Origin of the sequence: Stenotrophomonas sp. 24(2023), assembly GCF_030913365.1 — a bacterium.
GTDB lineage: Bacteria > Pseudomonadota > Gammaproteobacteria > Xanthomonadales > Xanthomonadaceae > Stenotrophomonas.
Genome location: NZ_CP133160.1, coordinates 1,706,548 through 1,719,504, shown reverse-complemented (window position 1 = coordinate 1,719,504; position 12,957 = coordinate 1,706,548). Strand labels below are relative to the sequence as shown.

At 68.9% G+C, this 12,957-nt stretch carries 12 protein-coding genes; 4 read left to right on the top strand and 8 right to left on the bottom strand.

The window, feature by feature from the left end; genetic code table 11:
• Positions 1-372 precede the first annotated feature (372 nt).
• A complete protein-coding gene (locus Q9R17_RS07615; RefSeq protein ID WP_308157818.1) occupies positions 373-1,353 on the bottom strand; it encodes an aldo/keto reductase in 981 nt (326 codons plus the stop codon).
• A gap of 171 nt (positions 1,354-1,524) precedes the next feature.
• Here Q9R17_RS07615 and Q9R17_RS07610 point away from each other — a divergent pair, with 171 nt between their 5' ends.
• Together Q9R17_RS07610 and Q9R17_RS07605 are read left to right on the top strand one after the other, a co-directional pair.
• Positions 1,525-2,382, top strand: a complete 858-nt coding sequence (locus Q9R17_RS07610) for a methyltransferase (protein ID WP_308157817.1) — start codon at positions 1,525-1,527, stop codon at positions 2,380-2,382.
• Positions 2,383-2,462: 80 nt separating this feature from the next.
• The gene (locus tag Q9R17_RS07605; RefSeq protein ID WP_308157816.1) at positions 2,463-3,002 is read left to right on the top strand and encodes a pseudouridine synthase; all 540 of its coding nucleotides are present in this window, start codon (positions 2,463-2,465) and stop codon (positions 3,000-3,002) included.
• Positions 3,003-3,062: 60 nt separating this feature from the next.
• Here Q9R17_RS07605 and Q9R17_RS07600 read toward each other — a convergent pair whose 3' ends face one another.
• Together Q9R17_RS07600 and hrpB are read right to left on the bottom strand one after the other, a co-directional pair.
• Complete coding sequence (locus Q9R17_RS07600) at positions 3,063-3,437, bottom strand: hypothetical protein (protein WP_308157815.1); 375 nt, start codon at positions 3,435-3,437, stop codon at positions 3,063-3,065.
• Between the two features lie 140 nt (positions 3,438-3,577).
• Positions 3,578-6,085, bottom strand: a complete 2,508-nt coding sequence (hrpB, locus tag Q9R17_RS07595; protein WP_308157814.1) for an ATP-dependent helicase HrpB — start codon at positions 6,083-6,085, stop codon at positions 3,578-3,580.
• A 68-nt stretch (positions 6,086-6,153) separates the two neighbouring features.
• Here hrpB and Q9R17_RS07590 point away from each other — a divergent pair, with 68 nt between their 5' ends.
• The gene (locus Q9R17_RS07590; protein WP_308157813.1) at positions 6,154-6,951 is read left to right on the top strand and encodes a TatD family hydrolase; all 798 of its coding nucleotides are present in this window, start codon (positions 6,154-6,156) and stop codon (positions 6,949-6,951) included.
• Positions 6,952-6,974: 23 nt separating this feature from the next.
• On the opposite strand, the gene Q9R17_RS07585 is transcribed toward Q9R17_RS07590, so the two are convergent.
• From Q9R17_RS07585 to Q9R17_RS07570, 4 genes are all read right to left on the bottom strand, one after another.
• Positions 6,975-7,865: an NAD-dependent epimerase/dehydratase family protein gene (locus Q9R17_RS07585; protein ID WP_308157812.1), complete on the bottom strand. Its 891-nt coding sequence runs from the start codon at positions 7,863-7,865 to the stop codon at positions 6,975-6,977.
• Positions 7,862-8,800 (bottom strand): 2-dehydropantoate 2-reductase, encoded by a 939-nt coding sequence (gene panE, locus Q9R17_RS07580; protein ID WP_308157811.1) that lies wholly within the window; start codon positions 8,798-8,800, stop codon positions 7,862-7,864. Before panE ends, Q9R17_RS07585 begins: the two co-directional genes overlap by 4 nt.
• 200 nt (positions 8,801-9,000) lie before the next feature.
• Complete coding sequence (locus Q9R17_RS07575; RefSeq protein ID WP_308157810.1) at positions 9,001-9,801, bottom strand: ABC transporter permease; 801 nt, start codon at positions 9,799-9,801, stop codon at positions 9,001-9,003.
• Positions 9,798-10,766: an ABC transporter ATP-binding protein gene (locus Q9R17_RS07570; protein WP_308157809.1), complete on the bottom strand. Its 969-nt coding sequence runs from the start codon at positions 10,764-10,766 to the stop codon at positions 9,798-9,800. The genes Q9R17_RS07575 and Q9R17_RS07570 overlap by 4 nt, the downstream gene beginning before the upstream one ends.
• A gap of 84 nt (positions 10,767-10,850) precedes the next feature.
• Here Q9R17_RS07570 and Q9R17_RS07565 point away from each other — a divergent pair, with 84 nt between their 5' ends.
• Positions 10,851-11,600, top strand: coding sequence for a ferredoxin--NADP reductase (locus tag Q9R17_RS07565; RefSeq protein ID WP_308157808.1), 750 nt, complete (start codon positions 10,851-10,853; stop codon positions 11,598-11,600).
• Between the two features lie 53 nt (positions 11,601-11,653).
• Here Q9R17_RS07565 and Q9R17_RS07560 read toward each other — a convergent pair whose 3' ends face one another.
• Positions 11,654-12,832, bottom strand: a complete 1,179-nt coding sequence (locus Q9R17_RS07560) for a lytic polysaccharide monooxygenase (protein ID WP_308157807.1) — start codon at positions 12,830-12,832, stop codon at positions 11,654-11,656.
• Between the last annotated feature and the right edge of the window lie 125 nt (positions 12,833-12,957).

Genomic DNA, 12,957 nt, shown 5'->3' with positions numbered 1-12,957 from the left:
CACGCGGCCGGAAGATAATCCTCCGGCGCGCCGGCAGGGCGGCTGTCAGTGCGCGGCGCTAAGCCGCTGGCAACGTGCTTCTGGCATCACGGGTCCTTGTGCCGACGCAAACGAAAACGCCCCCGGGACTTGCGTTCCGAGGGCGTCGTCAGGCCTCGGAGATCGGGGTGGCCGATCTCCGCAGGGCGGGAATCAGGCCGTTGTGAGCTGCGTGTCCGTGCGCCGCGCACGCGACGTCACGTCCATGCAGAAGCATGGCAGCAGGTCGTGTTTGGCAAAAATGGGCGCGTTCATGGCGGAGCAGCAGTTCATCTGTGTGGTTTGGATGGTGCGCACGATAAACCACGGTTTAATCGTGCGCAACCATTTTCTTCAATTATTTTCCGTCGCGGTTTCTTCGGCATCCACGCTGGCTTCGTCCAGCTCGGCCAGGTCCTGTGCAGACAACGACAGCGTCGCCGCCTTGAGCAGGTCGTGCAGCTGCTCGACCGAGGTCGCGCTGACGATCGGCGCGGTGACCGACGGGCGTGCGATCAGCCACGCCAGCGCGACCTGCGCGGCACTGGCACCGTGCTTGCTGGCCACGTCATCGAGTGCGGCCAGGATGCGCAGCCCGCGTGCATTGAGGTAACGCCGGACCACGGTCTCGCCACGCGCGCTGCTGCGCGCGGCGTCCTCGCTGCGGCGGTACTTGCCACTGAGGAAGCCGCTGGCCAGCGAGTAGTAGCCGATCACACCGATGCCTTCGCTGCGGACCAGCGGTTCCAGCTCCGCTTCATAGCCGGTGCGGTCGTACAGGTTGTACTCCGGCTGCAGCGTTTCATAACGCGGCAGCTTGTAGTCGGCCGATACCTTCAGTGCGTCGGCCAGGCGCGTGGCGCTGTAGTTGGATGCACCGATCGCACGCACCTTGCCCTGCTCGATCAGCCGGCCGAACGCGGCCAGCGTCGCTTCCAGCGGCGTGGATTCATCGTCCTCATGGGCCTGGTACAGATCGATGGCATCGGTCTGCAGGCGGCGCAGCGATTCCTCGACCGCCGCGTTGATGTTGTCGGCCGACAGGCCGGGGCGTTCGGCCCATTTGCCGACCTTGGTCGCCAGCACGATCCGGTCGCGCTTGCCGCTGCGGGCCAGCCATTTGCCGATCAGCGTTTCCGACTCGCCACCGGCATTGCCGGGCGCCCAGGCTGAATAGACATCGGCGGTATCGACCAGGTTGAAGCCGGCATCGACGAAGGCGTCGAGCAGGGCGAAGGTCGCCTTCTCATCGGCGCTCCAGCCGAACACGTTGCCGCCGAAGGCGATGGGACGCACATGCAGGCCGGAACGGCCCAGTTCGCGGGTTGCCGTCATGGGCACGGTCTCCGTGGGGGACAAGGAAACCAGCATACGGCGCAGCGTGTTACCGCGTTGCGGCGGTGACCACAAAACAGTGTTCCGCGGTGTGCGGATGTATAACGTTTTGTGAACACTCGCGTGCGGTTCGCTGCTAGGCTCGCGACACCATCCGCTGGAGTCGTTCCGATGAACCGTGCCCCGTCCCTGCGTGCCTGCCGCGTGCTGCTTGCCTCGGCCCTGCTGGCCACCGTTCCCGCTTTTGCTGCGCCTGCCGTGGTGGCACCGGCAAAGATCCAGGTGTCGCCGGCCATCGATGCCGCCGTGAAGTCGCCCACGCGCGATCCGGCCAACGTCAAGCGCGATGGCTTCCGCCATCCGGCGCAGTCGCTGGCGTTCTTCGGCGTGGCACCGGAAAAGACGGTCATCGAGATCACCCCCGGCGGTGGCTGGTATTCGGAAATCCTGGGGCCGCTGCTGCAGGCCAAGGGCCATTACATCGCCGCCGTGGTCGATCCGCAGGCGGTGCCGGAAGGCCGTGGCCGCGACTACCAGCAGCGCAGCCGCGACAGCCTGGAAAAGAAGTTCGCCGCCGCACCGGCGCAGTTCGGCAAGACCACCGTGGTGGCCTATGATCCGGCCCGGCCGGTGTTCGGCCCGGCCAACTCGGCCGATGTGGTGCTGACCTTCCGCAACGTGCACAACTGGCGCAAGGCCGGCCAGGCGCAGGGCATGTTCCAGGGCTTCTTCAACGTGCTCAAGCCCGGCGGCGTGCTGGGCGTGGTCGAGCATCGCGCCAAGGCGGACGTGGCCGAGGACGACGACACCGGCTATGTCGGCCAGCAGCAGGTGATCGCGATGGCCAAGGCGGCCGGTTTCCAGCTGGCGGCCAGCACCGAGGTCAACGCCAACCCGCGTGACACCAAGGATTACCCGAACGGCGTGTGGACCCTGCCGCCGACCAACCAGCATGACGCCGCTGATGCCGCCAGATACCAGGCCATCGGTGAAAGCGACCGCATGACGCTGCGCTTCGTGAAGCCGTAAGCCGGCAGTGCCGGGCCGCGCCCGGCGAGCGTGCAGCGCGGCGTGGGACAATGCAGCCCCCGCCGCCTGCCGTTCCCGAAATGCTGATCGCCTTCAACAAGCCGTTCAACGTGCTGTGCCAGTTCACCGACCGCAGCGAGCCGCCGCGGCCGACCCTGGCCGGGTTCGGCCTGCCGCCGCGCGTGTATGCGGCCGGCCGCCTGGACCACGACAGCGAAGGCCTGCTGCTGCTGACCGACAACGGCCCGCTGGCGCACAAGCTGACCGACCCGAAGCACAAGGCGGACAAGACCTACTGGGTGCAGGTGGAAGGCCTGCCCAGCGATGCGCAGCTGCAGCAGCTGCGCGAGGGCGTGCTGCTCAATGATGGGCCGACCCTGCCGGCCAGGATCGAACGCCTCGACCCGGCGCCGGCGCTGTGGCCGCGCGATCCACCGGTACGGTTCCGCAAGACCGTTCCCGATGCGTGGCTGGCCATCACGATCCGCGAAGGACGCAACCGCCAGGTGCGGCGGATGACCGCCGCAGTGAACCTGCCGACCCTGCGCCTGGTGCGGGTAGCGATGGGGCCATACCGCCTGGATGATCTGCAGCCGGGGCAGTGGCGGCAGATCGGCTGAAACGAAAAGGGCCGGGGCCTTCCTGCCGAAGGCACCCGGCCCGGGCAACGGGCAACGCGCTCAGGTGTCGCTGCCGATGTCGCTGTGCTCGTCCACCACCGTGGCATTGCGGCGATCACGCGCGCTGATGCGCTGCGCCTGGCCATCGACGACCTGGCCGTTGGCTGCCTTCTTCTTCTGCTGCTTGCGGTACAGCGCGTAGCCGAGCAGGCCGACGCCGACCGCTGCGGCGGCGATGGTCACCGCCGGGTTGCGGCGCACGAACTTGCCGGCCACCTTGCCGCCGGTCTTCACCGCGCCCAGGGCGGCACCGGTCTTGATCCAGTCCGCATTGCGCAGGCTGCCACCTGCCTGCTTCAGGCCATCGCCCGCACTGTGGGCCAGGTCCAGGGCGCGCTCCAGCGCACGGTCGGTGATCACGGTCAGTCTGCTCATGTGGGGTCCTTTACCTCGGGTCGAAGTCCAGTGTGGCGCGGTGCCTGTAAACGGTATGTCAGCCCGTGCACCGCGTCGCGTGACTCTACCCCAGTCATTCAGGATCAGGCAGGAAACCCGGGGCCACCGCGCCGTGGCGGCTACGTGCCGCGTGGCTTGGCGCGGTGGGTGGCGGTTGCCGTCCACGGGTCGTCCGGCCAGGGATGGCGGGGATAGCGGCCCTTCATTTCCTTCTTGACCTCGGCATAGGTGTTTTCCCAGAAGTTGCGCAGGTCCTGGGTGACCTGCAGTGGCCGCCCCCCTGGCGACAGCAGGTGCAGGGTCAACGGCACGCGGCCGTCGGCGATGCGCGGCGTGTCGGCCAGCCCGAACAGTTCCTGCAGTTTCACGGCCAGCACCGGCGGTTGCGGCTGGCCGGTCTCGCTGTCCAGCGCGTAGGTGACCGGCCGCTCCAGCCCGGACGGCACGCTGATGCGGGTCGGCGCGAGCTGTTCCACCCGTTGCCGCTGCGCCCATTCCAGCGGTGTCTTCAGCGCCTCGCCGAAGCTGGCTTCATCCAGGGCATCCAGACGTGACTTGCCGGCAAAGGCCGGTTGCAGCCAGTGCGTGCGGGTGGCCAGCAGCGCGGCATCGCTGCAGTCCGGCAGTGCCAGGTCGGGCATCCAGTGGCGCAGCGATTCCACCCGTGCCTGCCATTGGCGCAGGCCGTCGGTCCACGGCAGTGCCTGCAGGCCCAGTTCGGCCACGGCATCGGTCAGGGCCTGTGCGGCATGCCGGGGATCGACGCGCCCGGCCGATCGGCTGTCCAGCACGATGCGGTCGAAGCGGCTCTCGCGCAGGGCGACCAGTGCACGCCGCTCGCCATCCCAGCGCACGACGTCCTCGCTGACGAAGCGCTCACCGAACGCCCTGCGCAGGTAACCTTCGTCCACTGGCGCGGCACGCAGCAGCAGCGCATCACGCGCTTCAAAGCGCAGCTCGCTGGCCACCAGCCACGGCTCGCCACGCAGGTCGCTCAGTTCATGCAGGCGCGCGCTGCGCCCGTTGGCCAGCAGGTAGCGCAGTGCGTCGCTGGGATGCTGGACCGCGATGCGGTCAGGGAACGCATGGGCCAGCAGATCGCCCAGCGCATGGGCCTCGACGCTGGCCGGTGGTGTGGCCTCGCAGCGCAGGCGGCGGCGCCACTGTTTCGCCGCGGCATCGATGGCGGCCAGGCCGCTGCGGTTGGCATCGCCGGGGGCACGGCCATGGCGGAATGCCGCCAGCGCACGCCAGCGGGCCGCCAGCGCATCACCGCCCTGGCGCAGCGGGTCGCGCGCTTCGAGCAGGGCGGCCAGATCGGCGGCCAGTGCCTGCGGCGCGCCCTCGGCGGCGGACAACAGCATCACTGCCAGCCGGGGATGGGTGCCCAGCGCCAGCACACGCCGGCCCAGTGCAGTGATCGCCCCGCTGTCGGACAGCGTACCGAGCCGTTGCAGCAACGCGCGCGCGGCAGCCATCGGGCCGACCGGTGGTGGATCAAGGAAGCGCAGATCGCTGCTGCCCCACGCGGCCAGCTCCAAGGCCAACCCGGCCAGTTCCACCTGGTCGATCTCCGCACGCCGCTGCGGCTCCAACCGTTGCGACTGCGGCCACAGCCGCCATGCCACGCCCTCGGCCACGCGCCCGGCACGGCCGGCACGCTGGTCGGCCGAGGCCTGTGCGATGGGCACCACATCCAGGCGGGTGAAGCCGCTGTTGGGGTCATAGCGCGGTTCGCGGGCCAGCCCACTGTCGATCACCACCCGCACGCCGGGCAGGGTGACCGAGGATTCGGCCACATTGGTGGCCAGCACGACGCGGCGGCGGCCATCGCCGGCGGCCTGCAGCACGCGGGCCTGCTGTTCCACCGGCAGTTCGCCATGCAGGGCCAGCACCTCCACGGCGGTGCCGTCGATGGCGTCCTGCAGGCCGGCCTGCACGCGCGCGATCTCGCGCTGGCCGGGCAGAAACACCAGCAGGTCGCCGGGGTGCTCGGCCAGGGCCTGCTGCACGGCGCGGCGCACCTGCAGTTCCAGTGCTTCCTCGCGGCGGGCCGGGAAGTGGCTGACCGCCACCGGGTAGCTGCGGCCTTCGCTGCTCAGCCGCGGGGCATCCAGGAAACGCGCCAGGCGCTCGCCATCGAGGGTGGCCGACATCACCACCAGGCGCAGGTCGTCACGCAGCTGCGCCTGCACGTCCAGCGCCAGGGCCAGGCCCAGATCACCGCTGAGATGGCGTTCGTGGAATTCATCGAACAGGATCGCGCCGACCGTCTCCAGCATCGGGTCGTCCTGCAGCATGCGGGTCAGAATGCCTTCGGTGACCACCTCGATGCGGGTACGCGCGGAGACCTTGTTCTCGAAACGGATGCGGTAGCCGACCGTGCCGCCGACCTCTTCGCCCAGTTGCCGGGCCATGAACAGTGCGGCGCTGCGGGCCGCCACCCGGCGCGGTTCCAGCAGGATGATCTTCCTGCCCTGCAGCCACGGCGCATCGCGCAGGGCCAGCGGCACCTGGGTGGTCTTGCCGGCGCCGGGCGGGGCTTCCAGCACCAGCCGGGGGGACGCGGACAGGTGCTGCTGGATCTGCGGCAGCAGCGGGGAAATCGGGAAGTGCGGGGCGCTCATGGGCAAAGGATAAGGGGCCAGCGCGGGCGCAGGTACAATGGAGGGGTTTTCCTGTCCCCGCTGCCCCCATGCACCTGATCGACATCGGCGCCAACCTCACCCACGATTCCTTCGACCGGGACCGCGATGCCGTGCTCGAACGCGCGCGTGCGGCCGGCGTGGTGCAGATGGTCATCACCGGTGCCAGCCGCGAGCACTCGCCGCTGGCGCTGCAGCTGGCCCGGCAGCACCAGGGATTCCTGTACGCCACTGCCGGCGTGCACCCGCACCACGCAGTGGAATACACCGACGAATGCGATGCGGAAATGCGCGCGCTGCACGCCCATGCCGAAGTGGTGGCCGTGGGCGAGTGCGGGCTGGACTACTTCCGCGATTTCTCGCCGCGCCCGGCCCAGCACCGTGCTTTCGAGCGCCAGCTGCAGCTGGCGGCGGACACTGGCAAGCCGTTGTTCCTGCACCAGCGCGATGCGCATGCCGATTTCATGGCGCAGATGAAGAATTTCGACGGTCGCCTCGGCCCGGCGGTGGTGCATTGCTTCACCGGCGAGCGTGACGAGCTGTTCGACTACCTGGACCAGGACTGGTACATCGGCATCACCGGCTGGCTGTGCGACGAGCGCCGCGGCGCGCACCTGCGCGAACTGGTGAAGAACATCCCGGCCAACCGCCTGATGATCGAGACCGATGCGCCGTACCTGCTGCCGCGCACGCTCAAGCCGATGCCCAAGGACCGGCGCAACGAGCCGATGTTCCTGTCGCACATCGTCGAGGAGCTGGCCCGTGATCGTGGCGAGGACGTGGCCGTGACCGCCGCCCAGGCGACGGCGGCAACGCGCACGTTCTTCCGCCTTCCCGACGCCGGCTGACCGGTAGCGCCGCAGCGCGCACGTCAGCGGCCTGCGAACAACCCGCGCAACCCTTCGCGATAGCTCGGAAACGCCGGCGTCCAGCCCAGTGCGTCGCGCGTGGCGCGGCTGTCGATGCGCTTGTGGCCTGCGTAGAACCGCCGCAGGGCCGGGCTCAACGCCGGGTCATCCCAGGCCACCGCCGGTGGCAACGCGAAGCCGCCCAGCTGCGCGGCAAAGGCCAGCACATCCTGTGGCGGTGCCGGCTCGTCATCGGCGGGCAGGTACACCGCATTGGTCCGGGGGCGCTGCATCGCGGCGATGACCACCGAGGCCAGGTCGTCCACATGCAGGCGGTTGAACACCAGCCCGGGGCGCACGACATGCCGCGCCCGGCCCTGGGCCAGCTGCACCAGCGCGTTGCGCCCGGGCCCGTACAGGCCTGGCAGCCGCAGCACGGCCGAGGCGATGCCGCGCTCCTGCGCGAGGGCCTGCCACTGTGCTTCTGCCAGCCGCCGCTGCACGCCGGTGGGCTCAACGCTGTCGGCGGCGCTGTCCGCATCGATCCAGCCGCCCTCACGGTCGGCGTATACCGAGGTCGAGGACAGGTAGCCGATCCAGCGCAGTGCCGGGCTGGCGCGCAGCGCGGCCTGCAGCAGGCGCAGTGCCGGATCGCCATCGGCGTCGGGCGGCACGCTGCACAGCACGGTGTCGGCGGCGGCTACGGCGTGCAGCAGCTGCGCAGGAAGGGCGGCGTCGGTGCTCAGCCGGTAACGCTGCAGGCCATCGTCGGTGACGGCGGCGGGGTCACGCACCGTGCCCGCCACCTGCACGCCACGCGCCTGCAGGCGCCTGGCCAGCACGCGCCCGCTCCAGCCCATGCCGAGGATCAGCACGTGCCGTGGCAGTGCGCCCTGCGGCGAGGGAATGCTCACGCCGTGCGCTGCGCCTGGTAGGCCTGCAGGCTGCTGTAGGCGACCTGCAGCAGCAGGCCGTGCTGGCCCGCCGCGCGCGCACGCGCCAGCATGTCGCCGACGATGTGCGCCGCTTCCACCTGCTGGCCGGCTTCCAGGTCACGCAGCATCGAGGCCTTCAGGGCAGAACCGGCCCGGGTCAGGGTGTCGCGCGCCGTGTCCTGCGCAGCCTGCGGCACCGGTTCGCCGGCTGCTCCGGCCACGGCCAGGCATTCGTCATACAGGCCACGCACGATGGCCTGGCCATCATCGGTGGCGACGATCGTGCCGATGTCCGCGCGCAGCAGGCAGGTGGCCGCGGCCAGCGCGGTCAGGAAGGTGTACTTGATCCACTGTTCCTGGCCGATGTGCCCGCTGGCCAGGTGGTCCAGGTTGGCCTGCGTGCAGGCGGCGGCAAAGGCACGCACGCGCTCGGAGATCGCACCACCGTCGCGCTCGCCGAAGGTCAGCTTGGCCGGCCTGCCCAGGTGCAGCACCGCACCGTCATCGGCCTTGGTCGCGCTGATGAAGCACAGGCCGCCCAGCACGGCATCGCGGCCGAAGCGTGCATCCAGTGCGGCATAGTGGTGCAGGCCGTTGAGGATGGGCAGTACGGTAGTGCGCGCACCCATTGCCGGGGCGATCGCATCGATTGAACTGTCCAGGTCATAGGCCTTGCAGCTGAGGATGACCAGGTCGAACGGCCGCTGTGCCGCAAGCGCGGGCAGGGCATCGGCGGTGACGTGCTGCACCGGGAAGCGGGCATCGCCGATGGGGCTGCGGATGACCAGGCCATCGCGGTCCAGCTGTGCGGCACGCGCCGGGCGCACCAGGAAGGTCACGTCCACGCCGGCCTGGGCCAGGCGGCCACCGAAGTAACCGCCGGTACCACCGGCGCCGAGGATCAGGATGCGCATTGCACGTTCACCGTCTTCTGGGGGAATCAGAACTGCGATTGTGCCGGAGACTGCAGCCGGTGTCGGTGCCTTTCAATGCATGCGGTCAGATCCGCTTTACGCAGGAAAACGGATCCGACCCCAGCGGTCTTCAGCGCTTCATCCACGCATGGCGTGGATCTACGGGTGCCGGCCGGCAGCCGGCGCCCCCACGGCAGGCCTCAGCTGCGCATGCCCACGCCGCGGCGCAGCAGCCACAGCGCCAGCGCGGTCAGTACCGCCACGAAGCCCAGCATCAGCGCATACGCCACCCACAGCGGCACATCGCTGCTGCCCAGCAGCCCATAGCGGAACGCATTGACCATGTAGAAGATCGGGTTCGCGTGGGTCGCGGCCTCGGCCCAGCCGGGCAGCAGCTTCACCGAATAGAACACGCCGCCCAGGTAGGTCAGCGGGGTCAGGATGAAGGTCGGCACGATCGCCACGTCATCGAACTTCTTGGCATACACCGCGTTGATGAAACCGGCCAGCGAGAAGATCGTCGCGCCCAGCAGCACCGTGGTCAGCGTCACCAGCGGGTGCGGGATGCGTACCGGGGTGAAGAACATCGCGATGATCAGCACGATCACGCCCACCATCAGCCCGCGCAGCACCGCACCGGCCACGTAGCCCCACAGGATCACCCAGTTGGGCATCGGGCTGACCAGCAGCTCTTCCACGTGGCGGCCGAACTTGGCGCCGAAGAACGAGGAACTGATGTTGCCGTAGCTGTTCTGGATGACGCTCATCATCACCAGGCCCGGCACGATGAACTGCATGTAGCTGTAGCCGCCCATGTCGCCCACGCGCGAACCGATCAGGCCGCCGAAGATCAGGAAGTACAACGTCATGGTGATCGCCGGCGGCACCAGGGTCTGGCCCCAGATGCGGATGATGCGCGCCACTTCGCGGCGCACGATGGTCATCAGCGCGATGCGGTTGCGCTGGCCGTCGGTGATCGGTGCGCTCGGGATGGTGCTCATGCGGCGGTCTCCTGGTTGCCGGTGAGGCGCACGAACAGCTCCTCCAGGCGGTTGCTCTTGGTACGCATCGAGCGCACGCGGATGCCGGCCTCGTTCAGCGTGGCGAACACGCGGTTGAGGTCCATGGCGCGTGGCATGTCGATGTCCAGGGTATGGGCATCGGGGGCGGTGAGGGTGGCGCCTTCGATCAGCGGCAGCTGGGCCGGCAGGTCACCATCGATGTCCAGCAGGAAGCCTTCCACGTCCAGTTTGGCCAGCAGCGAGCGCATCGGGCCCTGCTCGACGATCCGGCCGTGGTTGATGATGGCCAGGTGCCGGCACAGGTACTCGGCTTCTTCCAGGTAGTGCGTGGTCAGGATGATCGTGGTGCCGGCGGCGTTGATTTCCTTCAGCACGCGCCACATGTCGCGGCGGATCTCGATGTCCACGCCGGCGGTGGGCTCGTCCAGGATCAGCAGGCGCGGGCGGGTCATCATCGCGCGGGCGATCATCAGGCGGCGCTTCATGCCACCGGACAGGGTGCGGCTCATCACCTGCGCCTTTTCCCACAGGTGGGCGCGCTTGAGTTCCTCCTCGGCGCGCTTTTCCGCTTCCTCGCGCGCCACGCCGTAGAAACCGGCGTAGTTGACCAGGATGTCGAAGGGCTTCTCGAACAGGTTGAAGTTGATTTCCTGCGGCACCAGGCCGATCAGGCGCATGGTGGCGCTGCGGCTGCGCACCAGGTCGCTGCCGAACACTTCCACCTGGCCTTCGCTGAGGTTGACCAGGGAGCTGATGATGCCGATCAGGGTCGATTTGCCGGCACCGTTGGGGCCGAGCAGGGCGAAGAAATCGCCCGGGGCCACTTCCAGGGAAACGCCCTTGAGCGCCTGGGTGCCGTTGTCGTAGGTCTTGCGGAGGTCGCGCACGCGCAGGGCGGGCGCTGTATCGTTCAGGGAAGCCAAGCTCGAAGCCTTCGCGCCCATGGGCTGGCGCTGGAGAGGGGCGGGGAAGGTCTATTATAGAAGACCCCGAGGGCTTGCCCCGGCTACACACTGTCCCGAAAAGTCGTGCCTGTCCAATTCCCCCTCAAGCTGGTCGGCCACCGCATGGTGGCGCCGACCGTCGGCCATTACCAGTTCGTGCGTGACGACGGCCAGCCGCTGGATTTCCAGCCCGGCCAGTTCATCCAGGTCCATTTCAGCTACGCCGACGGTACCGAAACCAAGCGCAGCTACTCCCTGGCCACGATCCATGACCATGCCCTGGGGCCCGGCGAAGCGGTGGATATAGCCGTCAGCTTCGTGCCCGGCGGGGCCGCCACGGCCCTGTTCGAGGCGCTGCAGGTCGGCAGCCAGCTCAACGCGTCCGGCCCGTATGGCCGCTTCTGCCTGAACCCGGGCGACCACAATGCCCGCTACCTGCTGATCGCCACCGGGACCGGGGTCACCCCGTACCGGTCGATGCTGCCGCTGCTGGAACAGGCCATGGCCGAGCGTGGCGTGCAGGTGGTGCTGCTGCAGGGCGCGCGCAGCCCGGCCGAACTGCTGTACAGCGACGATTTCCAGGCGTTCGCCGAAAAACACGCCAGTTTTCGCTACGTTCCTTGCCTGTCGCGCGAACTTCCCGCGGCCCCCGGGCCCGATGTACACCACGGCTACGTGCAGCAGGCGCTGGCCGGTTTCACGCCGGACCCGGCCACCGACATCGCCTACCTGTGCGGCAACCCGGACATGGTCGATGCCTGTGCCGAGGCGCTCAAGGCCGCTGGCCTGGGCAACCCGCAGATCCGTCGCGAGAAGTACGTCAGCAGCAAGTAGCCCGGACGGACCGGAGGCGGCCGTGGCCGCCCCCGGTGCCTGTGTTCAGCGGCTCAGTACGGAATCCAGGCATCGCGCCAGGCCGAGCCCACGCCGGGCCGGTAGGCCTCGCCGGCAACATTGCACCAGCCGCCCTGCGGGAACGGCCGGCAGGCGTACAGCTTGCCGTCGGTGCCCTTCACCACGGTCTCCCCGGCCTTGTAGCTGCCGATGCCGGCCGGGTACACGTAGTCGAACGTGCCGTTGCCGCCGCCGGGCGGGGTGCCGGTATCCGGGACCCGGGTGTCGAGCTGGAAGCGCTGGCCGGCCTTCAGATAGACCCGGTTTTCGGTGGCCGATGCCACCGGCGTGATCACGCCATCGCGCAGCACGCCCACGCGTGCCTGCTGGGCCGATGCGTTGACCTTGCGGGCCAGCGCCAGCGGCCACTGCGCCGGCGTGGTCTGTCCGGCCGCCAGCGTGGTTTCCACGCGCTCGACATCGTTGCCGCCGGCATTGAACACGCGCAGCGCCAGGGTGGTGCCCACCGGCAGGTCACCACGGGCGGTCACCGGGCCGGCATCCTGCCACTGCGCCACCGGCGGGGTACCGCCGCCACTGCCTTCAAAGCGCACATCCATGCAGGTGTAGAACGCTTCGGTGGAATCGGAGCGCTGCCAGGTGTTGTAGATCACGTGCTGGCCGCTGCGCTGCGGCAGCGTGCACTGCAGCTTGTAGGTGCCATCGGCCGACAGCGGCGTATTGCCCAGCGTGCAGAATTCCTGCAGGTCGGCCCAGCGCAGCGGGCTGCCCGGCTGCCAGCCGTCGCGGGTGACGAAGAAGCGCCAGTCACGCGTGGCATGCGGGGCGGTGGCCTTGAACACGAAGGTGAACCTGCCGTTGGCATCGGGCTGGATCGGCGTGGTGCTCCAGTCGCTGCGGTTCAGATCCAGGCCGCGGAAGGTGGGGTTGTTGCCGCTGCACAGCTTGCCATCGGGCACCACGGCCTGGTGGTTGCCGTTGGCGTTGGCCTGGTTGATGCCGTTCCAGTCATAGAAGGCCTGCGAGCCGGCCACCGCCTTGGCCGCGGCGCAGGCCGGATTGGTGGGGTTTTCCGGGTTGCCCTGGAAACAGGCGTAGACCCGGCTGGCCGGGGTGGTCATGGTGCCGTGTGCGGCTGCGGTGCCGGCCATGCCGAGGCCGCCCCCCAGCACAGCGGTGGCCAACAGCAGTGGGGTGAATCGCATTGACATGGCGCATCCTTGTGGTCGTCGAAGGGAACGGTGACCGCAGGGCCTGTGCGACATGGCGGCGGCACCGCCGCGAGTATCCCGGAGCGGTGCACGGCCGCACACCGCGGAAATGCGATTCCGTGACT